Source organism: Verrucosispora sp. FIM060022, assembly GCF_003977705.1.
Classification (GTDB): domain Bacteria; phylum Actinomycetota; class Actinomycetes; order Mycobacteriales; family Micromonosporaceae; genus Micromonospora; species Micromonospora gifhornensis.
Window position 1 is genome coordinate 329267 of the sequence record NZ_RQIV01000003.1, and the last position, 23622, is coordinate 352888.

18 protein-coding genes and 1 tRNA gene are annotated in these 23622 nt (G+C 67.9%); 6 read left to right on the forward strand and 13 right to left on the reverse strand.

All coding sequences use genetic code 11. The annotated features are described in order from the left end of the window. Positions 1 to 194: 194 nt before the first annotated feature. Positions 195 to 7334, reverse strand: coding sequence for an NACHT domain-containing protein (locus EG812_RS12035; RefSeq protein ID WP_158632501.1), 7140 nt, complete (start codon positions 7332 to 7334; stop codon positions 195 to 197). A gap of 136 nt (positions 7335 to 7470) precedes the next feature. On the opposite strand from EG812_RS12035, the gene EG812_RS12040 reads away from it, so the two are divergent. The 3 genes from EG812_RS12040 (at position 7471) to EG812_RS12050 (ending at position 9738) form a co-directional block, all read left to right on the forward strand. Further along, positions 7471 to 7845, forward strand: coding sequence for a hypothetical protein (locus tag EG812_RS12040; protein WP_126711577.1), 375 nt, complete (start codon positions 7471 to 7473; stop codon positions 7843 to 7845). Then, entirely contained in the window at positions 7842 to 8153 is a 312-nt protein-coding gene (locus EG812_RS12045) for a DUF2610 domain-containing protein (protein WP_126711578.1), read from the forward strand. The genes EG812_RS12040 and EG812_RS12045 overlap by 4 nt, the downstream gene beginning before the upstream one ends. Positions 8154 to 8643: 490 nt before the next feature. Then, positions 8644 to 9738, forward strand: coding sequence for a type I restriction endonuclease (locus tag EG812_RS12050; RefSeq protein WP_126711579.1), 1095 nt, complete (start codon positions 8644 to 8646; stop codon positions 9736 to 9738). Here EG812_RS12050 and EG812_RS12055 read toward each other — a convergent pair. Beyond that, positions 9728 to 10009, reverse strand: a complete 282-nt coding sequence (locus EG812_RS12055; protein WP_233579472.1) for a hypothetical protein — start codon at positions 10007 to 10009, stop codon at positions 9728 to 9730. The two genes, EG812_RS12050 and EG812_RS12055, sit on opposite strands and share 11 nt — an antisense overlap. 429 nt (positions 10010 to 10438) lie before the next feature. On the opposite strand from EG812_RS12055, the gene EG812_RS12060 reads away from it, so the two are divergent. From EG812_RS12060 to coaD, 3 genes are read left to right on the forward strand one after another with little or no spacing between them, the layout of a single operon-like run. Continuing rightward, positions 10439 to 11695, forward strand: a complete 1257-nt coding sequence (locus tag EG812_RS12060; protein ID WP_233579457.1) for a helix-turn-helix transcriptional regulator — start codon at positions 10439 to 10441, stop codon at positions 11693 to 11695. Between the two features lie 10 nt (positions 11696 to 11705). Continuing rightward, positions 11706 to 12413 carry a 5-formyltetrahydrofolate cyclo-ligase gene (locus EG812_RS12065; protein ID WP_126711581.1) on the forward strand — a complete coding sequence of 236 codons (708 nt, stop codon included), beginning with the start codon at positions 11706 to 11708 and terminating at the stop codon, positions 12411 to 12413. A gap of 56 nt (positions 12414 to 12469) precedes the next feature. Further along, the gene (gene coaD / locus EG812_RS12070) at positions 12470 to 12919 is read left to right on the forward strand and encodes a pantetheine-phosphate adenylyltransferase (protein WP_233579458.1); all 450 of its coding nucleotides are present in this window, start codon (positions 12470 to 12472) and stop codon (positions 12917 to 12919) included. Positions 12920 to 13036: 117 nt separating this feature from the next. On the opposite strand, the gene EG812_RS12075 is transcribed toward coaD, so the two are convergent. The 11 genes from EG812_RS12075 to EG812_RS12120 form a co-directional block, all read right to left on the reverse strand. Then, positions 13037 to 13112, reverse strand: a tRNA-Lys gene (locus EG812_RS12075). 77 nt (positions 13113 to 13189) lie between these two features. Next, entirely contained in the window at positions 13190 to 13453 is a 264-nt protein-coding gene (locus tag EG812_RS12080; RefSeq protein ID WP_199743852.1) for an MDR/zinc-dependent alcohol dehydrogenase-like family protein, read from the reverse strand. Between the two features lie 114 nt (positions 13454 to 13567). Next, positions 13568 to 13729, reverse strand: coding sequence for a hypothetical protein (locus EG812_RS29280; protein WP_199743853.1), 162 nt, complete (start codon positions 13727 to 13729; stop codon positions 13568 to 13570). A 254-nt stretch (positions 13730 to 13983) separates the two neighbouring features. Continuing rightward, on the reverse strand, positions 13984 to 15768 hold the full coding sequence (locus tag EG812_RS12085) for an ABC transporter ATP-binding protein (protein ID WP_126711583.1): 1785 nt from the start codon (positions 15766 to 15768) through the stop codon (positions 13984 to 13986). Beyond that, positions 15761 to 17593 (reverse strand): ABC transporter ATP-binding protein, encoded by a 1833-nt coding sequence (locus EG812_RS12090; RefSeq protein ID WP_126711584.1) that lies wholly within the window; start codon positions 17591 to 17593, stop codon positions 15761 to 15763. The genes EG812_RS12085 and EG812_RS12090 overlap by 8 nt, the downstream gene beginning before the upstream one ends. 137 nt (positions 17594 to 17730) lie before the next feature. Then, positions 17731 to 18675 carry a glycosyltransferase family 2 protein gene (locus tag EG812_RS12095; RefSeq protein WP_126711585.1) on the reverse strand — a complete coding sequence of 315 codons (945 nt, stop codon included), beginning with the start codon at positions 18673 to 18675 and terminating at the stop codon, positions 17731 to 17733. A 117-nt stretch (positions 18676 to 18792) separates the two neighbouring features. Then, positions 18793 to 19329, reverse strand: coding sequence for a hypothetical protein (locus EG812_RS12100; RefSeq protein ID WP_013731918.1), 537 nt, complete (start codon positions 19327 to 19329; stop codon positions 18793 to 18795). Further along, positions 19319 to 19705, reverse strand: a complete 387-nt coding sequence (locus EG812_RS12105; protein WP_126711586.1) for a carboxymuconolactone decarboxylase family protein — start codon at positions 19703 to 19705, stop codon at positions 19319 to 19321. The genes EG812_RS12100 and EG812_RS12105 overlap by 11 nt, the downstream gene beginning before the upstream one ends. Positions 19706 to 19853: 148 nt before the next feature. Beyond that, a complete protein-coding gene (locus EG812_RS12110; RefSeq protein ID WP_013731916.1) occupies positions 19854 to 20381 on the reverse strand; it encodes an aromatic-ring-hydroxylating dioxygenase subunit beta in 528 nt (175 codons plus the stop codon). Continuing rightward, on the reverse strand, positions 20378 to 21709 hold the full coding sequence (locus EG812_RS12115) for an aromatic ring-hydroxylating oxygenase subunit alpha (RefSeq protein WP_233579459.1): 1332 nt from the start codon (positions 21707 to 21709) through the stop codon (positions 20378 to 20380). The genes EG812_RS12110 and EG812_RS12115 overlap by 4 nt, the downstream gene beginning before the upstream one ends. Next, the gene (locus EG812_RS12120) at positions 21706 to 22872 is read right to left on the reverse strand and encodes a nucleotide disphospho-sugar-binding domain-containing protein (protein WP_126711588.1); all 1167 of its coding nucleotides are present in this window, start codon (positions 22870 to 22872) and stop codon (positions 21706 to 21708) included. Before EG812_RS12120 ends, EG812_RS12115 begins: the two co-directional genes overlap by 4 nt. Between the last annotated feature and the right edge of the window lie 750 nt (positions 22873 to 23622).

The following is a 23622-nucleotide window of genomic DNA, read 5'->3' on the forward strand; positions in this document are numbered from 1 at the left end:
ACACTTCCGCGCCGGCCGATGAGATCCCGACCGGACCGGTCGTCGTCCAGGGTGGAACGAGTTCCTGGTGCTGCTCGACGCGCAGTGGCGGGGCACCCCGGTGGCCTGGTGCCCGTTCATCTGGGTGGACGACGACTCGTCGCTGGCCGGGCCCCGGCCGACCTCCGGCCTCGCGGTTGAGGTGCTTTCCGGTACTACCCGGTCTCGGCCGGAGGGTCTGCGGCTGTCGACGCCGCCGCTGCGGACTCGTTGAACTGGATCAGGAAGTCGGGTACGCCGACGAGTTCGGTCACCTCGATGCTGGGCTTGCCCCGGCCGCTGATGACCACGGTCCCGTAGTCCCCCGGCGTGAACGGCCCGCCGGAGTCGAGCGCGGCCCGGACATCCTCGATCTGCTGCTCCGACACCCGCAGATAGCTGTATATCTCCTCACCGGCCATGTTCCGGCCCACGATCAGCATCAGCGCCGCCCTGGACGCTGCGCTGCTCTCGGCCGCGGCTTCCGCCAGGCGTCCCTGCCCCCGCTTCCCGGTCGCTGGCGACGCCACGGATCCGCGACCCGGACCATCGGCAGCCGACGGCACCAGGGCGACCAGCGGCACCTTGGCGCCGGCAGCGGCAGCGGTCACCGCACCGAGTCGCTGGGTCAGCGCGGCCGGCAGCTCGATGTTCTCGGTCTGCTGGAGATAGTCGATCTGGTAGCGGACCGGCTCGTCGATCGGCACCTCGCCGGTGAGCCGCAGCGTGACCGGCTCCCCGTTGACACCCTCGGCCGGAAGCACCACACCGGCGTGGACGGCCTCCGACTCACGCAACCGCCGGTCCGACTCGATCCAGCCGATGGCCTGCCGGCAGGCATCCGCCAAGGTGCCCAGGCTGCTGATCCGGCCGTCGCGTTCGAGCAGGACGTGCCGGGTGGCGTCCGGACGACGGATCGCGCCGGCCACCGCGGCCAACGCCGTCCGCTGCTCGTCCGGCCCGAACACACCCTGCCTTGCGAGCGCGGCGAGCATCTGCACGGCGAAGTAGGCCCGGGCGACGAACGGGTCGGCGGTGGCCCGGACGAGTTCCGCCAGGCCCTGCTCGGTGACCCGGTCCAGCCACCGGAACGACCCCAGCACCCGTTCCCCGACCGCGTCGGTGTCCCAGGCCATGTCCAACAGCGTCCGTAGCGACGGCGCGTCGCCGTCGCCGAGGATGGCCAGCAACGCGCCGGCGACACTACGGGTCGCCCACCCGGGCTCGTGCCCCAGCAACGTCAGCAGCAGGGCGGGCAGATCACGGGGTTCACCGGCGACCGCCTCCCGCAGCGCTGCCGGTTGTTGCACGGCCACGGCGTACAGCACGGACAGGTAGTCGGCACCGGCATCCCAGCGTGACCTGTCGGGCGCCTCGGCCTGCTTCACGAGCTGCGCGACGACCTGATCCAGCAGCAGCGCGAGCAACGGGTTCGGGTCGGTGCCCTCCCCCACCGGGGCACCGTGCAGCACGAAACGCGCGGCCCGCCGCAGATCGGCCAGCCACTGGTCACCGACCACGAACGGGTCCACCGCCCCGACAAGGCCGCGCAGGACGAGGTCCGGCGCGATGGAGACGTCGTCCTCGATGGTCACCCCGGCGCGGGCCAACGCGGTCAGCGCGGCGACCGCGATCGGCTCGTGCGGATCACGGGCGAGCAGCCACAGCTCCGTGACCGCCTCCGCGGCATCCAGCTCCGGCGCCTCCCACCGGGCCCGGTGCAACAGGAACCCGAGGCCGTCACAGGCGGCTTCGGCCAACCCGTCACCGGAAAGCGCCTCGCCGAGCAGCGCGTCGACGGAGAGCCCGGTCACCGGCAGGATCAGCCCGAGCAGGCGCAACGCCTGTGCCGCCGGTCCGTCGCCGCTCTCGTTGACGCACCGTCGGGCCGCGCCGGCCGCCCGACGCAGCCGGGTGGCCTCCATCCCGAAGCGGCTCGGCGTCCAGGCCACAGTCTGCAACGCCCACAGGACCTCCATCTGCTCCTCGTCGGGCAGCCGCGGCAACTCGGCGAGCAGCATGTCCAGGACCGGCAGGCGAAGGTGATGGAGCGCGACGAGGAGCCGCCGCCGGGCAGCCGGTTCCCCGGCGAGCAGGTCCAGCGCCGACCGCAGTACGCCGGGTGCGTCGTGCACGATGTCGGCCAGCGCCCACGACAGGTCGCCGTGCAGGTGCGGGTGACGATCGCGTGCCGCGCAGACCAGCCGTACGAGTTCGACGATCGACTCCGCGCCGAGGGCGCCGGCCCGCAGCCTCGGTGGCCCCTGCCCGCCTCGGGACACCGAGGCGATGGCGGTTCGGGTGCGCAGCCGGATCCGGTCGTCTTCGCTGCGGAGCAGGTCCGCCAGGCGGGCCACGGCAGGTGGATCCAGTTCGCCGGACTCGATCGCCAGCAACGTCGCCACCCCGGCCAGGTCCGCGCGGGGATGCTCGCGCCACCGACGCAGGCGCGACACCGCACTGGTGGCCCGGCCGGCGGCCAACAGCTCCACGGCGTCGTCGACCTGCTCCGCGGCGAGCAGCGCGTCGATGCCGGCCACCGCCTCCTTCTCCAGTCGAAGGGCTGTCACACCGGCTGCTGCCCGCGCACGGAGGGCGGCGAGCGCGGCGGGTCGTCGCTCGAGGTCGGACAGGGCGGACCAGGCGGCGCGTTCCGAGGTGAACCGGCCCGCCGTGTCCCGGAGCAGGTCCAGGCCGCGTCGGCACAGCATCGCCGTGGTGAGCGCGGCCCAGGCCTGCACCGTGTCCGCGTCCCGGTCGAGCCGATCGTGGCTGAGCAGCGCACCCGCCGCGTCGCCGCGGGCGATGCTGCGTTGGCGACGGAAGGTCAACACCGCCTCGCACCGTCGGCGCAGGGCCCGCGTCTCGTCGCTCGTCGGCGGCGGCAGGACCGACAGCACGCGGGCAACCTCGTCGGGCGGCGCATGCCGCAGCGCGACGAGCGCCTCGCGCAGCAGTCCCTCTTCGGTGTCCAGGTCGGTCCACCGGGCGGTCCGGGCCAGGGCACTGGCCCGGGCGGCGGGGTCGTCGACCTGCCGGGCCGCGGCCACCGCCCGCTCCAGAAGCTCGGGGCCCGGTACGACCAGCCGCTCGCCCACCGCGAGTTCGATGGCCCGCAGCCGCTGATGCGCGTCGGTCAGGCCGCCGAGCGCCTCGTCGAGGACACGCACCGTCCATCGGTCGCCGAGCAACGCCGCGAGCCGGATCCGCCCGCGAAGCTCGGCGTACGCGGATCCGGACCGTCCGCTCGACCGGTCGAGGCGGGACAGCGCCACCGGGTCACCCGGTAGCCCACTGCCGGCGAACGGGGCGTCGCCCGGCTGCGCTTCGACGTCACCGGTCTCCTCGTGCTGGTCGCTGTGCTCCGCCGCCCCGCCGGTCGGAGCGCCGGCCGCCGTGCCGAGGCGGTCGAGGGTGCGCCGGGCGCTGGTCGGGTCGGTGACCAGCACCTCCAGTGCCAGGCAGGCCGCCTCGGTGCGGAATCCCTCCGCGATGATCTGCTCGGCGAGCCGGTCCAGGCACCAGCAGCGCAGGAACCCCCAGCGGGGATGCAGACCCGCGAGCACCGTCAACGCCTCCGCGAGGTCACCGGTGGGAGGCGAGAGCGGGTCGAGCCGCCAGTCGTCGGTGCCGGCAGCGGCGACCGACTCGGTCCGCGCCACGTCGGCCAGCGCCGAGGCCAGGCCGCCCGCGACGTTGACCATGTCCCGCCCCTTGACGTCGAGGGTCACGGCGACGGCGTACTCCTTGTCGTCGTTCGCACCGCAGACCGCCAGCGCCAACTCCTCCGACAAGGGCCGGCTCGTCGAGTCGCCGTCGGGCCGAGGCGTGCCGACGCTCCACAGCGCACGGACCACGTCGGTGAAGGCGTCCCGGAACAGGTCGGTCGCGGCGTCACCGGTGAGCCCGGCACCGGCCGCCAGCGGGTTCAGACCGGCGAGCGCGTCGCTGAGCAGCATGTCGGTACGGCCCAGCCGCCACCGGGCCCGCCGCCGGACCGCCTCCACGGTGGCGATGTCTTCCTCGCTCACCAGCTCGACGAACGGCGCCGTGGCGCCGGCCTGAGCCTCACCGGTGTCCAGCACCAGCCAGGCGGCCAGGGCGTCCCCGCGTACCTGCGGATCTGCTCGCCGATCGGTGAGGACGCCGGCGAGCAGATCCGGCAGGTCGTGACCGGGCACGCCCGCCCGCAACCAGGTCAGCAGGTGATCCGTCAGTGGGCTGTCGATCGCGATCTGTTCCGGGCGGAACGCCACCGGACGCGGGCCACGGGCGGCGATCGCCGGTCGGATGAGGGTGTCGAGCAGGACCGCCGCCCGGTAGCGTTCCGCCGGTTCGCTGGTGGGCGCGGCGAACACCGACACCGCCTCGTCCTGGCGACGCAGCCAGTGGATCATGTCAAGGAAGGGGATGCCGCCGTAGAGGCAGAGCAGCACCCGCAGCCAACCGAGGTCACTGCCGACCCGCTCGCGCAGCACCGCTTCGGTCGTCAGGGCCGTCCGCATCTGGTTGCGTACACCGAGCGTGGTGGCGGCACGGATGCCGGCCCGGCGTCGGCCGCTGCCCGCGGCGGTCGTCGGTGGCGCGGCCCTGACCATCGTGTCGACCAGGGCCCGTTGGTCCGCATCCAGCCCGGCCCGGACGGTCTCAGGATCACCGCCACCGATCGCGGTCATCCGCCGATGCAGCACGGTGAGCAGTGCCCGGGTCACCTGCCAGCCGTGGTCCGCGCTGTCGCGGTACTGCGCCTCCAGCAGCGCCTGCACCACCGAGCGGTCGTCGAGGCGCAACGCGTCGATCAGCCGAGCGGCGGCCGCCGCCATCGCCGGGGCCGGGTCACGCAGGTGCTCGCAGAGGGCTTCGCAGAGCAGTCGAGGCGCCGTGTCGCCCTGCACGCTGACGGTCCAGCGCAGCAGCGGCTCCAGCATCCGCGCGCCGTCCGGGTGCAGCGTGACGACGGTGCCGGTCAGCTCGGCCTCGGTCTGCACCGCCACCTGGACCAGGGCCCGCAGGTGCTGCGGGCGCAGCCCGGCGATGTCGGCCAGGCTGTGACTGAGCATCTCGGCAGCCAGCCGTCTGCCGGGCCCGGCGAGCAGCTTGTCGACCACCGCCGCGAAGACGGGTTCGGAGACCCGACTGAGCTGACCGAGGGCGAGCCGGACCGCTTCCAGCCAACGCGGATCGCCGAGGCGGTCGCCGACGGCGGTGACGATCGCGTCCACCGTCCCGGCATCGATCAGCCAACGGCCGGCGAAGTACTCCTGCACGGTCAGGTGCCGAAACCCGTACAGCTCCTGCCCGCGGGCGGTGAGCAGGTCGATGCCGGCGATCACCGGATCCACCTGCTCGGCCGCGACCGGCGGGGCCGGCTCACCGAGCAGTTCCCGCGCCCGCCGGCACAGCTGGGTGAGCGTGGCGCGGTCGACGAGCCCACTTCGCGACACGTCATGCATCTGGTACGCGACCGCAGCCTGAAGCCGGATCAGGGTGTCGACCGGCACGTCGGGAAACCGCAGCCCACCCCGTCGCACCGCATGCTCGACCATCGCGGTGTACAGATCCACCCGCAACCAGCGGTCGCCGCGCACACCGGGACGTCCGGAAAGCCCGGACAACACCACCGAAACCAACGACACCAGCAGGTACGGGTTGGCGGCGAGCTGCCGCACGGCGGCACCCCCGCCGGTGATCAGCTGTTCGATCTCGGTCCGACGCTGCACCTGGGTCAGCTCGGGCACCCGAGCCAGGGCGAAGTAGCCGCTGAGCCAGTAGTCGACGACAGCGGCGGCCCCGTCGCCGTCGAGCGGGCCGATCAGGAACTGCTCGAACCGGTCGCCGAGCGCGGCGGCGTAGTAGCCCGCGATCCGGCTGGTGATGATCGTCTGATTCCCGGGGGCCCGGGCGGGATGGTCCAGCCGGACACCCCCGGAGGCGGCGAAGACGTCCAGCGCGGCGGCGACGGACCGGCGATCGGCCAGCGAGGGCACTTCGTCGAGACCGTCGACGATCAGGACCAGTCGTCGGCTACGCAACGCGACCCGAGCGAGCCTGGCCAGTTCGTCAGGCGGCAACCGGTCGCCGCTGGCCGGGTCGGTCGGGAGCGCACCGGCCCAGCCGAGCTGGATGGCGAGGGCGGCCAGTCCCTCCGCCGACTCCTCGGCACCGGCCAGCCCGACGGCGAGGTCGGCGGCCCGGCAGAGCACCGGCAACCGCCGTACCTCGTCGCGCTCACCGTCGTCGGCGAGCCGCCGGGCGGCGGTGTCGTACGCGAGCCGACGCACCATGCTGCTCTTGCCACTGCCCGGCTCGCCGAGCACGATCGCCCGCCACACGGTGCCGGCCAGTCGGCCCGGGGACAGTTCCGGCAGCCCGGAAAGATCGAGCCGGTCGATCGACCGGGTCGGTGACAGGTACGTCGGCAGCGGCCGGTCGGCGAGCACCGAGAACTCGGCCCCGCTGTCCGGCGTCGTACCGCCGCCCCCGGCCACCTGACGGGCCCGGCTGCGCAGATGGTCGAGTTCGGTGCTCCGGGTCCGGCCGGACGAACCGTCACGGACCAGCGGACCCGGTGGCGGACACTCGGCCAACGGCATCGTCACCGACACCCCGGCGACGACGGTGTCGATGACACTGTGCGTCCGACACACCCACCGCAGGTACGCGTCACGTACCGGCCCGAGCGCGTCCTCGTCGACCACCCGGTCCCGGGTGGCGACCGGCTCGGCACGCGGCGTCAAGCGGATGGCCCGGACCAGCCGGTCGGCGGCGGCGGCCCGGGACGCCGCGGTCACCTCGCCGACCGGCATCGCGACCATCGGCAGGCCGGCGAGCCGATGGTCGATCGCCTCGGGCCGGCTGTCCGGCTGGCCGACCAGCACCACCCCACTGCGGTCCGGATGGTTGTCGAGCCAGTAGGCGACCTGGTCGCGCACCCGACGGTCACGCACCACCGAACCGTCCCGACCCACCACAATGAGCAGCGACGCCTTGTCCATGACGGCGTACACCATCTCCCAGTCATCGGGTTGACTCAGGTGGCCGCCGGAGTAGAAGAGTTGCATCGGCAACGGATCGAGCGCCGCCAACAGCGACTGCTCCACCCAGTCCCGGTCACTCTCCGGGTAACTGACGAAGGCGGTGGTCGATGGTTGCGGAGGTGCGGCCGACAACGCCACCGTGAGACGTTCGATGACACCGCTGTTGGCGATGTTCGTACCGCCCGTGTTGGCCTGCCCGGTAGCGCCGGTGGTGCCGCCGGACAGGTGGCGAAGCACCCCGGCGAGAGCGTCGGCGGGCGGCTGCTGCGGTTGGCTCACGGATGGCACATCATCCTGCGGCGGTGTCACCGCTTCAGAAAACCCGGCGCGCCAAGACCGCACAACCATACGTGGCGCGACCATTACTGGCCGAACGGCTTACCGAACCGGTGAAGTGACAGGCCACGATGGAGACATGTGGGGTAGTCGACGAGCCGCCGGTTGGGTCACGGTCTATGTGCTGGCGGGTGCTGTTCTGCTGGCCATCGGCGTGATCTTCCTGGTCGACGAGGGGCTCGAACGCGCAAGCTGGTGGGCCGGCCTGGGAGCGTTCGTGATCACCGTGGTCAGCGCCGCGATCGCCGTGACGCGTACCCGACAGCAGACACCCGTCGACCCGAAACCAGCACCTCCCGCCGAACCGGATGCGCCTTTGCGCACCGATGAGTCCGATGCGCCACTCCCGCAGACCGGCACGATCGAGCAGCACAACACCGGCGGCATCAACATCGCGAACACCGGCACCATCGGCGAGGTCGACGTCCGAGCGGACGGAGGGTCAGCCCGGTGAGATCCTTCATGATCGACTGCCAGTTCGGGACGGCACGCGCGTCATTTCCCCTCTACGTCGGCGAGCCGGCAGTCGGCACCCACCCGATGGAACAACAATCCGCCTGGCTGCAACGCGTACGCGGCGGATCGGTACCGACAGAGGTGATGGACGCGTTCGCGACGCTGTTCACGATCGCGCTGGAGAACAACGTCTCCTTCGAGGAACTGTGCGCGTACGCGATGGAACAGGCCACCGACAACTCGGAAACGACGGGCGAGAACGACGCCGCCCCGACCGCGACTGGCAACGACTCCGCCGACACCTGAACAGGCGAAGGACGGGGCGCACCAACGCAGTTCTTCTCACTCCTACCCAAGCCCTGCGCCCTGCAGTCAGTCGACGACCTCGGCCCGTCCATCACCATGCGTCCCGACGCGATTTGGCCCCCACGGCCGCCGCTCGTCAGCACCACCGAGGCCGTGATCAGCTTCTCGCAAATCGATCAACAAGATCACCTCTCAGCCCGGCCTGGAACGAGGCCCTGGACTCCTCGCCGGACTGCTCGGACCTTCGCGGCGAGCACCTGCGCCGTCAGCCGACAGCGCATCCTACTCACCAACAAGACAGTGCAAACTGCCCTTTCCGTCGCATCGGGCGGACGAAAGGAGGCCCTAGTTGGCCTCCTTTGCGGCTTCGCGTTTGACGATCCATCGGTAGCATCCGATCATCGCCTTGGATCTCGAACAGTCGCCAGAAGCAGCCTGCCAACTGATCACGGCGCATTTTCCACCCAGCGCAAGAAGTAGGAGTCGCTCCATGGATTTCAATGAACGGGTCGCCGCGCTTGCCACAAAAGTCAGGAATCAGCGGGACGCGATTCAGACGGAGGAGGCCGCCAAGAATGCCTTCGTCATGCCGTTCATCTCAATGATCCTGGGCTACGACGTCTTCGATCCGCTGGAGGTTATACCGGAGTTCACCGCCGACGTCGGGACCAAGAGAGGAGAAAAAGTAGACTACGCGATCATGCGTGGCGGCGAGGTGCAGATTCTGATCGAATGCAAGCAGCCGGGCGACGCCCTCAAGATCGAACACGCGTCCCAGCTCTATCGATACTTCTCCGTCACGAATGCACGGATCGCGGTCCTCACCAATGGGCAGGTGTACCACTTCTACACCGATCTCGACGCCCCCAACAAGATGGACACCAAGCCCTTCCTCGTGCTCGACCTGGAGGATATCGATGAGACCCTCCTGCCCGAGCTTCGCAAGCTCTCGAAGGACGTCTTCGATCTCGAATCAATCATCAGTGCAGCCGAAGAGCTGAAGTACCTCGGCCAGATCAAGCGCTGGATGGCGGCGCAGTTCAAGGAGCCCGAGGACGAGTGGGTCAGGTTCTTCGCGACGAAGGTGTACGAAGGTTCGCTTACCCAGAAGAGGCGCGAACAGTTCAGACTCCTTGTGGCCAAAGCCGCCTCGCAGTTCATCAGAGACCAAGTCAACGATCGCCTGAAGGGCGCTCTCTACACAAATCTTCCCAAGCAGGCCGTCGAAGCTCCCTCCGAAGTGCTCGAAAGTGAGGAGGTCGCCCTCAGCGACGTCGAACGCGGTACGGAGGTGGAGACCACGCTCGAAGAACTCACGGGCTATCAGATTGTCAAGGCGATCGCGTGCAGCGAGGTCAAACCTCAACGTATTGTTGGTCGCGACGCCAAGTCCTACTTCGCAGTCATTCTCGACGACAACAACCGCAAACCCATCGCGCGGCTGCACTTCAACGGAAAATCGCGGAAGTACATTGGAACGTTCGACGCCAACAAGACAGAGACTCGCCACTTGATCGACTCTATCGATGACATCTATCTCCACGCTGAGGCCATACGAAGCGCGGTCAGGACTTTCATGGGCTAGACGGCCACGGGGATTGGTCGACCCTCGGTGCTGAAGTAGCTGCTGGGTAGCTGCGGGCGGGCCAGCCAAGGAATCGGCCGAACAACTCCGGCCCGCTACCTGTCACGCTCGGGTTGAGCAGGTGCAGGTCATCAATGGCGTCGTGCAGACGACTGGCCAGATAGAGGAAGAGGCTCACCGGCATCTCCCGGTACTGGGTCACGAGAGCCAACTTTGCCGCCCCGCACGGCCACGGCTGCCCACATCGGCGACAGAGCCACAGCGGGCGCATCGGCAGATGCCCGACCTCAATTGTAAGGTCGCGCTGCGCCGACCGGCGGTGGGAGTGACCGGTCACCGCCGACCACCGACAAGCGCGTTGCGTGGGACGTACATCGTCATGCTGGCAGATCCTTTGCAGACGGTCGGCGGTGGGCTCGCCGGGGGAATGGCGAGCCCACCGCCGCCGCACGGCGGCTTGGGGTATGCCGCCGATCACCCACCCACGCAGCCCCGATGGCGGTACGCAGATGGGGAGTCATCCGTACGTGAGCGGAAGGGCCAGGTCGTAGCAGCCGACGCTCCAGACCTGCCCTTCCAACCAGTCCTCACGTCGATCTCGCTTCGGACAGGTCACCGCGCGCTCCCCCGGCTGAGTAGGTCGCGCTTGATCGCCCGTCTTCCAGCCAATCGCTGTTCGCCGGCAGATCCCAGTGCAGCAATGGCGCAGAACCGATGCATTCCCATTGCCATGAATGCCGTGAGCTGGATAAATGGATCTGTGATGGGCGATGGCGGAAATGGGCGGCGCGTACCGGGCTCGCGGCGGTATCGACTGGCGCAGCGACGCAAGGTGATCGGCCTCAGCCAGGAACGTCTCGCCGAGGTCCTCGGAGTTGATCGTTCCACTGTTGTGCGGTGGGAGCGGGCAGAAACCGATCCGCAGCCCTGGCACCGTCCACACCTCGCCACGGCACTCAACGTGTCCGTAGAGGAACTGTCCGACCTGTTGGCCGACACCCGTCGGCCGTCCGCCACGCTCGACGGACGCCTCGACCACGCGCTGCGGCAGCCTGGTCGCGTCGACCTGGTCGCCGTTGCACACCTGCGGGAGCGCGTACGACAGCTTGACGAGCGCTACGACCAAACTCCTTCAACCCTCTTGCTCGCCGAAGCGGCACAGTTGCACGGCCAGGCGGTCTTCCTGCGCCAGTACGCTGGGGCCGGCTCAGTTCAGCGCGAGCTGGCTTCAGCGATCGCCGAAGCGGCCACACTGATGGGCCAACTGGTGTGGGACGCCACCCAGCGACACGACCACGCCGCCAGCGCCGCCTACTTCGACCAGGCGATCAAGGCCGCGCGAGAAGCCCGCGACACCGCTGCCGAGGCCAACGCCATACTTCGCAAGAGTTACCTCGCGCTCTACGGCACCAGGCAGCCAACTGCCGCCGTCGCCCTGACCGCGCAGGCCGCTGCGGTGAGCCGCCCCGACAGCCGCGTGCTCGCTGGCCTCGCCCAACTACACCGCGCCGAGGCACACGCGATGCTCGGCCAGGTTCGAGAATGCGCTGAGGCCCTTGGAGCCGCCGAGGATCACTTCGCTGCGGTGAGTCCGCAGGATCCGGCCTCAGCGCTCTACTGTCCCAGCCATCACGCGCGACTCGCGGGCTCCTGCTGGTTGTCGTTGAACAAGCCGACCGAGGCGATCAGAGCGTTGGAGGAGGCTCATCAACTCGTCGCCGCACGCCGCAAGTCGGCCGCCGTCATCCTCGGCAATCTCGCCCTCGCCAACATCCGCCACCGCGACATCGACACCGCCGTCTCCCACCTGCATCTGAGCATCGATGTCATCGAGCGGACCCGCGCCGGCGGTGGCCTCACCCTGGCCTTCGCGGCCGCCCGCCAGCTGCGTCCCTGGGGCGATCAACCGTCGGTTCAAGATGTCAACGACCGACTCCTCACCCTCATGACCCCGTAGGAGCATCAGCGTGACAAGCACCGACGATGCCAAGCAGTCTGTCCGGCGACGTGTCTGGGATCTCCTCGAACGCGAGGGTGCCGCACCACCCGGGGTGCACGGCCACATCCCCGACTTCGTCGGCAAGGAAGATGCAGCAGCTCGGCTCGCAGAACTGGAAGCTTGGAAGCAGGCACGTGTCATCAAGTGCAATCCCGACCGGGCCCAACTGCCGGTCCGGGTGCGCGCCCTTCAGGAGGGCAAGCTGCTTTACATGGCAGTCCCGCGACTCGCCACACCGAAGCCCTTCTACCTACTCGACCCGGCTGTCTTGGAGAGCTCCTTCGAGACTGCGGCCACGAGCAAGGGTGCGCCCGATCACGCCCCCACGGTCGGCCCCGAGGACATGCAACCGGTGGAGATGATCGTGTGCGGCAGCGTCGCGATCAGCCGGCGTAATGGCGTACGGGTCGGCAAGGGAGCCGGCTACTCCGACTTGGAAATCGCGCTCCTGACCGAGGCCGGGCTCGTGACCATGGAGACCGTCATTGCCACCACGATCCACCAGAGCCAACTCCTCGACGAGGAACTACCTGACGCTGATCACGACTTCAGCGTGGACTACGCGATCACTCCCGACGAGGTCGTTGCATGCGCACCTGAGCGGGAGCGCCCGTCCGGCATCCTCAGAAAGCACCTTCGTCCGGATCAGCTCGACAACATCCCAGTTCTGCGCTGATCATCGTTGTGGTGGGAGTCTCGGTGACAGCAACGTCGAATTGTGGAGTGGTGCCGGTGCACGATTCGCTTGCCGTCTATCCCGGTACGTTCGATCCGTTCACCCCGGGACACCTCGATCTACTGGCCCGCGCCCGGGTGATGTTCGACCAGATCATCGTGCTGCTGGCGGTGAACGCCGACAAGCAGCCCACCGCCGAGGCCACGACCAGGGCCGCACAGGTGCGTGAGGCCATGCCGTCAGCGTGGGGCAACGTCGAGGTGGACACCTGGACCGGCCTGACCACCGCCTACTGCCTGCGCCGCGGCGCGACGGTCATCGTCCGCGGCTTACGTACGGCCGCAGACTTCCACCATGAGTACCAGCTCGCAGCGATGAACGAGACACTCGGCGTTCGTACCGTCTGGTTGCCGGCCCGTCCTGAGTTGGCCGCCACGTCGTCCACGACCGCACGCGCATACCGCGCGGCTCTGTCGGACCGTCCTCCTCTGAACGCCGAAGAGTGACCAGAACGGTGCCAACGCCTCCATGGGGAATGCGCTTCCCGGCTGGATCCGCACGGCTTGAGGGGGCACCGAAACGGGTCAGGGCCGGTCTCATCGACCGGCCCTGAGTGTTACTGCTGGTGCGCCGCCAGGGACTCGAACCCCGAACCCGCGGATTAAGAGTCCGCTGCTCTGCCAGTTGAGCTAGCGGCGCTCGTTGGCAACGGGGAGAAACGATAGCAGGCCGCTGGTCGGGCCCGCCGCCAGGAGGCGTAATCCGCTCGGGGACGTTCACGCAGTGATCACGGCGCGCCGTCCGCGCAGCTCGCCCTGCTCGATCATGCGGTGCGCCTCGGCGACCTGGGACAGCGGCAGCGGCACCACTGCGCGCGGAGCGAGCCGCCCGGCGGCGAGCATCCGGTTGACCGCGTCGGCGGCCTCGGCCAGCTCGGCGGTGCTGGCGTGGGAGATGACGAAGCCGATCACGCTGCGGTCGTTCATGTAGAGCGCCCCGGCCGGCAGCACCGGCCGGGACCGGGCGCCGGCGAGCAGCACGATCCGCCCCCGCAGCCGTGAGCTGGTGATGTCGGTGGCGTCGATGACGAGCAGTCGGTCGTTCGGGTGGTACTCGACGTGGGCGCCGAGGAGCCGGGCGAGGTCGACCGCGCGCTAGACGTCGGTGATCGCGGGGACGTTGCGTAGCACCGTCTGACCGCGTCGGGCGAGCAGCGCGGCGCCGATCATGGGCAGGGCGGCGTTCTTCGCGCCTTGGACGACGGCGGTGCCGTTGAGCGGCCCGGCCGGGCGGACACGGTAGCGAACTTCGGTCATGTGACGCTCCTCCAACAGTGATCAGATGGGCCATACCTCTACCTTCCGGCGCACGTAGGACCCACAGGATGTGACCTCTGGCCCGCTGGCTCAACGAAGCATCACGGGTCGGGCTGACGTCTTCACCTCTCGCCCTTCTACGAACGACTCGGCCCGGATCCGACGCCCTGCCGCGAGGAAGTTCCAACCCGCGTACGCGAAAAGGCCCGACCGGTGGTAACCACCAGGTCAGGCCTTGCTCATTGCCCTGGTGATCAGCGATACGCGGCCGCCTGCAGGCTGAAGAACTCGGCGTACATCCCGTTGAGCGCCAGAAGCTCTTCGTGGCTGCCGGACTCTGCGATCCGCCCGTCCGACACGACCAAGATCAAGTCCGCCATCCGGACGGTCGAGAACCGGTGTGACACGAAGACGGTGACGCCGCCGGTACGGATCCCCACGTCACGCGCCGCGTCGGAGTACCGGTCGAACAAGGCGTGCTCGGTCAGCGGGTCCAAGGCGGCGGCGGGCTCGTCGAGCAACAGCAGCAGCGGATCGTCGCGCATCATCGACCGGCTCAACGCGATGCGCTGCCACTGCCCGCCCGACAGTTCAGCGCCGTTGTCGTAGGACTTGCCAAGGTAGGTCTCCAGGCCGATCGGCAGCCGGTCGATCACCTCCTCAGCATCTGCACGCCGGATTGCCCGCTCCACCGTGCCCGGTGCATCGAGTCGCGGCAGGTCACCGAGGCCGATACTGCTTCTGGCCCGCAGTTCCAGCCGGAGGTAGTCCTGGAAGCTGGCGGAGATCCGCTGGCGCCATTCCAGCGGGTCGAGCCGCCGCAGGTCGGCGCCATCGATGGTGATCTCACCCGCGGTGGGCCGGTAGAACTGGCAGAGCAACTTGACCAGGGTGGACTTGCCGGAGCCGTTGTCGCCGACGATGGCGACGATCGTGCCGGAAGGGATGCGCAGGCTGAGGCCTTGCAGCACGTCGGTATCGGTGCCCGGGTAGCGGAACGCGACGTCACGCAGCTCGATGCCGTCGGCGAGGACGGCGGGCGGCGCCTGGTCAGCCGGCGGACCGGGTTCCGACGGCGTGGCGTCGCGGATCCAGCTCAACCAGCCGATGGCGCGGGCGTTGCGTTGCAGCGCCTGGGCGAGCGCGACGGCTCCGGCGGCCTGCGCGTTGGTTTGCACGGCCAGCGTGATGGCGAGGACAACGTCGCCGACGGTGCGCTCGCCGCTGATGGCGGCGCGGACGACCAGGACGATGGAGCCGATGTATCCGAGCGCGAAGATCAGCTGACCGGTGAACCGCAGGGCCGCGCCAGCACATTCAGCCCGGCGCAATCGGCTGTCCACCTCGCGGCGGACCGTCCCATGGCGGCGGCGGAGCTCTCCGCCGAGCCCGAAGAGCCGAATCTCCTTGGCGGCGATCGAGCTGAGGGCCAGATCGAACAGGTGCCAGCTCATGCGGGTCGACTCGGCGGTCACGAGTTCGGCACGTTCCAGCCGCTTCTCGGCCAGCCGCCCGGCGATCAACGGGGGGACACCGAAGATCGGCAACAGGAGCAGCCACGGCTCGATGCGGGCGAGGAGCACGGCGGTCAGGGTGAACTGGGTGACCAGCACCCCGATCGTCAGGACGGTCTGCACGCTCTGACCCAGCGTCCACGACTGCTGTCGGAGCAGCTCGAAGCGATCCGCGGCGTCCCCCCGTTCGTGCAGCGCCAGTCCGACCGGCCCGTGCGCCAGGTCGCCGAGTTGGCGTTCGGTGTCCTGCTTGTGCAGATCACCGAGCTCGAAGAAGAAGATGTGGGCGAAGTGCTCCATCGTCAAGCTGAGCAGGATACTCACGGCGGCGGCCGTCGCCGTCCAGACCGCGACATCGGTCCGCCGGTCGAGGGCCGCATCGACCGCCACACCCAGAAAGAGCGCCAGCAGGGGTCCACTCACCGCGCCGAGCATCATCAACAGGGCGGCGGTGATCAGCCTTCCCGGGCTGAGCCGCCACGCCGACGCCAACGTCGCGCGGACACTGCGCAGGACTCTATGCACAGCCTTCCACCTCTTCCTCGGTGAACCGCGCGGCCTGCAGCCGAAACAGCTCCGCATAGCGGCCGTCGAGGGCGAGCAGCTCTTCGTGGGTGCCCTCCTCGACGACGCGACCGTGTTCCAACACGACGATCCGGTCGGCACGGCGCACCGTGGAGAACCGGTGCGAGATGACCACGCTGGTGACTCCTCGGGTGAGGTCGAGGAACCGCTCGAAGAACGCCACCTCCGACCGCACGTCCAGGTTGGCGGTCGGCTCGTCGAGGACGAGAATGCTCGCGCCACCCTCGACGGCGACCAGAGCACGGGCGATCGCGATGCGCTGCCACTGCCCACCGGACAGTTCGGCGCCGCCGGCGTATCGCCGTGACAGTGGAGTCTCCAGGCCGCGGGGGAGCTGGTTGACGAAATCCGCCGCGCCGGCCTTTTCCAGGGCGGCCCGGACCACCTTGTCGGCACGCTCCGGCTCGGCGAGCAACTCGATCGCGCCGAAAGCGACGTTGTCGCGCACCGGCAGCTCGAAGTGGGTGAAGTCCTGGAAGATGGCGGCAACCCGGCGCTGCCACGCCGTGGCCGGGAAGGTCCGAATGTCGACGCCGTCAGCGGTGATCGTCCCGGCCGTCGGTTCGTAGAGCCGGGCCAGCAGTTTCACCAGGGTCGTCTTGCCTGCGCCGTTAAGGCCGACGATCGCCAGCGACCGGCCCGCCTCGATGGTGAGGTCGAGGTCGTTCAGCACCGGTAGCCCGCCCGGGTAGGCGAAGGACACCTTGTCGAATCGCAACAGCGTCCTGGGCAGTCCCGCCGGATCGCCCCTGCCGTTCTCGGTGGTGCGGGCGTCGGCTTCGCTCATCCTCTCGATCCGCTCCACCGACCGGTAGGCATTGAGGCCCTGCTCGGTCGCCACATCGGACTCGGCGATGAAACCGCCGATCCTCATGGCGGCCAGGGACGCCTGGAATACGAGTATCAACCCGCCCAAGCCGAGCAGTCCGGACGCCGTTGCCTGAGCCGCTCCCGTCAGCAGCGCGCCCAGCAGCACGAAGGCGACAAGAACATAGAGTATGTAGGGGCCGTAGAACAGCCTGCGTCGGGCCCGCCAGACCGGGAGCACGGCGTCCATGGCGGCCGTCGTGTACTCCTGCTTCAACCAAGGTAGAAGGCCGAAGACCCGCAACTCCTTCGCCGCAGCGGGCTGGAGCAGCATGGTGCGGAGATATTCGCTGCGGCGCCGCAGCGGGGCGGTGCTGCGAAAGACCTCGGTGAACACCGACAGGCCGAGCCGGTAGCCGAAGCGGATCGTCAGGGCCGCGAGGAGCAGAGCCGGCCCCGCCCACCACACGAAGGCAACCGACGTGACCCCGGCAGCGAGAACGGTCTGCAGGTACCGCGAGATCAGCGCGATCTGACCGGCACCCGCGGCACCAGGCGACCACATCTCGGTCCGCAGCCGGTCCTTGGCGTCGGCGACGTGATCGAGCAGCTCCGGATCCTCCATCACGGCCACGCCGCCGCTCGCTTGGGAGGCCGCCATCAACCGGTCACGGACGAGATCGTCGAGGCGACGGCGGATCAGGTTGCCGAGCAGTTCCTGTACCGGCAGCAGCAGCTGCACTCCGAAGAACGCGGCCGCCGCGAGGATCAAGTTGGTCCGAAGATCGCTCCAGGCCGCCGACCCGAGCCCGCCGGCTACCGCGTCCGGCACTCGGGCGACCACGGCTGAGGTGGCGAGGATGAACGCGACCGGCAGGATCCCCGCGGCGATCTGGATCATCACGGCGGACGAAACCAGCGACCAGCCGGCGTTGGGCACCAGGTGCAGGATTCTCATTCGCCCGTCGAGGCGCGATCTGTGGCCGCGAACAAGTTCCGCCCACACAGACCTTTCGTGCGTCGTCACCACCAGGCGCCTCCCGTGCGGCCGTGAATGAGGTAGGGAGATATGGGCGTGCCGTCCCCCAACTCTGCCTACGCGGCAGGAACGGAAAATCCGCTTTCCTCAACCTCGGCAGGTGACCCAGGAGAGGCCGTGGGGGTGGACCTTGCGCACATTTCGAACTGCTCGTAGAGAGCGACCCAGTTGGCGCCGACCGCAGGGTTGAATATCGGCGCAAGCATGGCCTGCAGGATCACCTCGGGAGCTCCCTCGTGTAGCGCGATGAATAGGCTCAGGTTCTTCAGCCAGCCCTCGTAGACAGTCTTGTTGGGGCTCAGCGGCGGCCCTTGATGATAGGCGAAGCTATCTTCGTCGAAGACGAGCTGCGTGCCGGAGCGCTCCAGTCTGTACCCCAACTCGGAATCCTCCAGGCCCCATCCCCGGAATTCCTCGTTGAATCCACCGACGCGCGTGAAGTCGACGCGCGGAACAGAGACGTTGCAGGTGAAAAATAGATGCCACGATGTCTTCACATCACCGCCGATATCGCTCAGGCGACTCAGCAGGTCCAGCCTGATGTCGCTCTTGATCACGCCGCCGAGGAATTCCTCGCCGCCGTACTCCATGAAGCGGTCGTCGAACGCCTCCGGAGTCCGCAGATATTTTCTGAAGCCGATGACGGCCTTCTTCGCGGAAATGCCTTGGTAGCGCCGAAGATGCCGTTCGACAAAAGTGGGCGGAACCAGTTGATCACCATCGACGAAGATCAGGATGTCGCCGGTCGCTTCTTCTGCACCGCGATTTCTTGCGGCGCTTCTGGACGACGTTGCAGACCGAGGCAGATGCAGGTAGCGGAACCGGGAGTCCGCCAACACGTGACGCCGCACGGTCTCTGCTGTCGGGTCGGTCGATCCATCATCGACGACGAGCACTTCGAGAGAATCGGAGACAGCCAGATTCTGTGCACGGAACGTGCGAAGGCATCTGTCCAGCAACACGAACGAGTTGAATGTCGGCACAACCACTGATGCCTTCATCGACGGACGGTCTCCGTTCCAGAGCAGAAACCGGGTTCCCGACGTGGGAAGCCCCGCATCACGTTCTTGCAAGTTCGATGTCGAACCGACAGCCGACGACCGACGCCCCACTGTTGGTTAATCTACGGTTCCGCCGCGGTCAGGCGGCCCGGCCGCATCGCCCTCTGAGGCGTGACGGGACTCCGCGCGCCAGGTGCATCCGTCGCCTGCCTGTTCGCACGACACCGTGACGTCCGATTCGACGTAGCGGGCGGCGATGGCCGTGTTGAGTTCCTGACAGTACGGGCATGGTGACGCGTAAGTCAGTTTGACGCCGGCACCGGCGGCCTGTTTGCGGTACCGCAGGATCCCGCACTCCGCGTTGCGCAGGACGGTGCCAGAAGGCTGGGGCTCGCTGGTCACCGCCGAGTCGTAAAGCAGCAGTTGGCGCTGCAGCCGATTCATGAAGTGCACGGTGGCCGACTCTCCGGCGGGTCGCTGCGACTGCAGCAGGTCCGCGGTGATGCGTGAGTTCGCCTGGATCCACGCGGACACGCCCTCATCGCCGTGCACGCCCAGAATGAACTCTTCGGCCGCCGCCTGGGCCTCGAAGAACCGCTGGCGCCAGAGATCGACCTTGACGGCGGGGTCGAGGGCAGCAGGGTCATTGGTCATGGTCGGCGTCCTTGCCGGTGGCGAGCTCGGCGAATACCTCCTGGGCGATGCGCAGCCCGTTGTTGGCGACCGGCCATCCCCCGTAGTAGGCGAGCTGGATGATGATTTCGACGATCTTCTCTTGTGACATCCCCAGGTGCAGGGCGGCGCCGATGTGGCCACGCAGCTCCCAGTCGGTCCGGGCCAGGGTGACCGCGGTCAGCGCGATCAATTCGCGCTCCTCGACGCTCAGGTGCGGGCGGGTCCAGATCTCACCGAACAAGTGGTCGATGGTGAGCTGGAGGAAATCGGGGTAGGAGCCTGGGCGGGGTTCGCGGCCGAAGACGCGCTTGAACATGGCCTCACCCCGCTCATGTCGGGCAAGCGGCTGGTTCATCGATCACTCCTTCGTGTTGCCAGGTGGCCTGCCGGACAGTGGTGAATTCCTACGACGCCACGAAGGCGGCGAGCAGCGGCGCGGGGCAGCCTGAACCAGACCCACCCCTGCACCGGAGCTGTGCGGAGGGCCGTGTCTCGGTCAGATCTCAGAGGATGATGCTGAGCTTTCCGTGTTCGCGAAGACTCTCGTGGTCGAGCACCACGAGACGTCTCCGGACCCGGAACGACTCGCCCTCGACGGCGAGTTCGAGCCGATATTTTCCGACGTATGAGTCAGAGCGCCCGTGTCCGAACCGGTACACGACGACATTCGCCGCCACCTCGATGTGCGTGCCCCGATCAGCCAGGATCTCCACGTTGGTGATCATCCGATTCGTTCGCGACAGGGGATTCTCGCACCACACCTCGCCGTTGAGGAGTTGCTCGATCCGCTGGCGCAGCCGGGCGGCGTTGTCGTCGATCAGCCCGAGCGCGGTGGCCGACTCGCCCCGGACGTCGGTGGCCGGCACCAGGTAGCGGATGTCGTCGGTCAGCATCTCGTCGTACCACTCGCGCAGGCGCCACTCGTCGAGCAGTCGCGCCTCACGGAAGAGGAACTGGCTCACCCGGTGCCACAACCGCAGCTGGGCCGTCTCGTCGACCGCCGGATCGGTGTTTATCGTGTCGGTGGTCATCGCCGTTGCGCCCCTTGCCTCTCGGCCCGCTGAGTGACGTCTTGAGCTTCCTCGTGGTCGTCGTCGCCGTCGTGCATCAGCCGGTCCCACTGCCGCCAGAACTCGCGGGCGGGTAGCTCGTCGGTGGTCTCGGGGACCTCTTTGGCCATTCCGCGTGACAGGTCCGAGAAGCGGAGCGTGCGATTGAGGTAGCCCCGTTGACAGGACTCGACGATCTCGATGTCGTCGGGGGTGGCGAAACCGGCGGGACCGAGGAAGGTTAGGTAGTGACTCTTACGCAGTTCCCGGATGTCCGGATCCTCGTCCTTGGGGGCCAGCGCGACCGAGGTGATGGACATCTGGCCGGCGCTGACCGGGTCGATCTTGCGGATGGTGATCCCGATCGCGTCGATGATCATCAGGTTGGGGAAGATCATCAACGCCCGATTGGCACCGGTGATCCGTTGGGCGCGTTCGGCGCCGAACCGTTCGACGAACCGTGCGGCCGTCGCCTCCATCCGTGACCTGACCTCGGGGGGGAACATCGGCGTCCAGTAGGCGAGCGGTCGGGCTGCCGCCGGTACCAGCTCGTTGGCGCCATGCCCCCGCCCGAGAGCGCGGGCGAAGCCGCCTCGTCGTCGCGGTGCCATTGTGCCGAGCGACTCGATGTAGCTGACGTAACGCTTGTGCAGGGCGCGGAAGTGGTAGATGTCGACGCTGTTCTCCATCATGAGCTTCCAGTTGGCCCGGGCCCCGTGCAATTGCGCACCTTGGATCACCTCCATTCCCACTTCGGACTGGTCGGCGATCAGATCGAGGTACTCCGTCGCGCCCGCCAGATACTCGGTCAAGGTGCGTGGCTGCTCAGGATCGAAGGTCGCGAACACGAAACCCCGGTAACTGTCGCTGCGGTGCCGCGCCAGGCCGAAGTCGGATTTGCGGAAGCCTGGACCGTACCCGTCCGGGAGCGGAACTCCGACCAGGTCACCCTGGTTGGAGAATGTCCAGTCGTGGTACGGGCACCGGAACGATCTGGCCTGCCCGGCTGGCTGCGAGCAGATCAGGGCCCCCCGGTGCGGGCAGCTGTTGGCGAACACTCGAATCACCCCGTCGGAGCCGCGCGCCATGACCACCGGGCGCCCTCCGACGTCTCGTGACACGTAGGAGCCCGGCGCGGGCACCTCCGACTCGTGCCCGACGTACAACCAGCAGCGATCGAAGATCTTGGTCATCTCCTGTGCGGCCACGTCCTCGTCGGTGTAGGCCCGGTGGTCGACCCGGAATGAGAAATTCTCAAGATCATCGAACACGATCCGGTCGCCCACCGGCCGCTGTAGTTCTATCGTCACTGCTCCCCCTTTCGCGGTAGCTTCTCGCCCATGCTGAGAACCAATTCCGCCGTGCGCGCGGCGGAATCGCCGCACTCGGGCTGCGCCGCGCGCAGCCGCGCCCGGTAGTCCCGCCCGGGATCAAGCAGATCGGTGACCGCGTCAGCGACCGCCCGTTCTGTGACGTCGGCCGGCTCAATTGCCGTCCCGAAGCCCGCGGTTTCCACGAAGTACGCCTGGATAGGCTGATCCACCGCCAGCGGGATCACCAGCATCGGTGTCGCCGCCCGGATCGACTCCGCCACCGAGTTGTAGCCGCCATGGGTGATGAACACATCGGCGCGCGCAAGGACCTCACGTTGTGGCACGTACGGGGCGGTGAGCACGTCGGCGGGCAGCGCGAGTTCCTCAGCGAGATCTCCCACCGCGGCGATCACCTGTGCACCGGTCTTCACCGCCCCCATGATCACCGTGCGGAGGAGGTCGGGCCGCCGGAAGAAGATCGTGCCGAAGGAGACGAACACCAGCGGACGACCGGGGTCGATCTCCTCCAGGCCGGGAAAGGCGACCTCGTCGCCGCGCTTTCCGGCCGCTCCCGGCAACCCGACCAGTTGCACACCGTCGTCGGTGACCGCTTCATCCCCGACGAGCGAGGGAATCGTCGGCATCAGATTGAGAATCGGCGAACGCGCCGAATGAGTCCGGGTCGACCACAACACCCCGTGTCTGGTCAGATAGTCGCCAACCTGTTCGTCGTACAGCCAGCGACCTCGCCGACGTTCCTTTGGGCATACTCCGCCTAGGTTTGCCCAGATCATCCCGTACGGCACACCGGACGCCTGCGCCCCGGCCATCGCCGCCGCCAATACCGGCAGCGAATCGAGCAGCGCGAAGTCCGGCGCCGTCGCCCGCAGCGCATCAGCCACCTGGTCCGCCAGCGGTGACGATTCGAGCATCGGACCGATCTTTGCCGGATCGTCGCTCCACGGCGCCATCTGGACCTGCCCGACCATGTGGACCTCCGCCGGACCCAGGGCCTGGCGACGCTGTTCGCCGAGCGCGCCACCGTCCGCTGACAACAACAGCAGCACAACCTCATTGCCGGTGGCTTGGAGCGCATTGACCACCGGAATGTACGGGTTGAGGTGACCATGCTGAGTGGTGGTGAGAAAGGCGATGCGCACTAGGTCTCCGATCCATGGGAAAACGAACAAGCCGACTCAGATCTGGGCCGGGATCGACCGTATTGGGCACGATTACCACACCCGGCCTTCGAAGACGAGTCGGCACCGCGACGTACGAGCGGCATAAATCCGCCCGCAGGCACGCGAGAACCCCGGCAGTGCGACGGAACCATCGACGTCCCAAAACTGTTACGAGGATCTACGCAATCCCCTCCATCATTGAGGGGACGCGGACCCGTCTACGTTTGCTACTCGGAAACAAACTTGCAACAAGGGGTCCAGCGCCTGCACCGAGGCGACTGCGGAAAGTTTGCCGGACAGCGTGATCAATGTCAATGCCTCAACGCTGTCGGCGCACCCGCAACACCGCCACTTTGACCGAACTCCGCCTCGACCCGCAGCAGGCGGGGCAGGTTCCTCGGCAGCGAAGGCGGGAAGGCTGCGGGTTCACAACCCTTCCGGCGGAATCGCCAGATTTCATGCAATGGTGTCAATGAAGTTTGAAATGTCACCCTGGGCGGAGCTGCGAGCCATGGTCACCGGCTATCCGTTCCGACTCACAGACGAGGCCCCTACCCCGGGTCCCCGTTGTTCGACAGGGGGCCTTTCCCTGCCTTATTCCCGATAAGGCGACGCGATCGGCCCGCAGAGCACACGCTCTGCGGGCCGATTTCGGTGCTCCGCCGGACAAAGGAGGCTGACTATGAACACCACTGTCACGCGCAGCGCGGGCCGCCCACGATGTCGAGC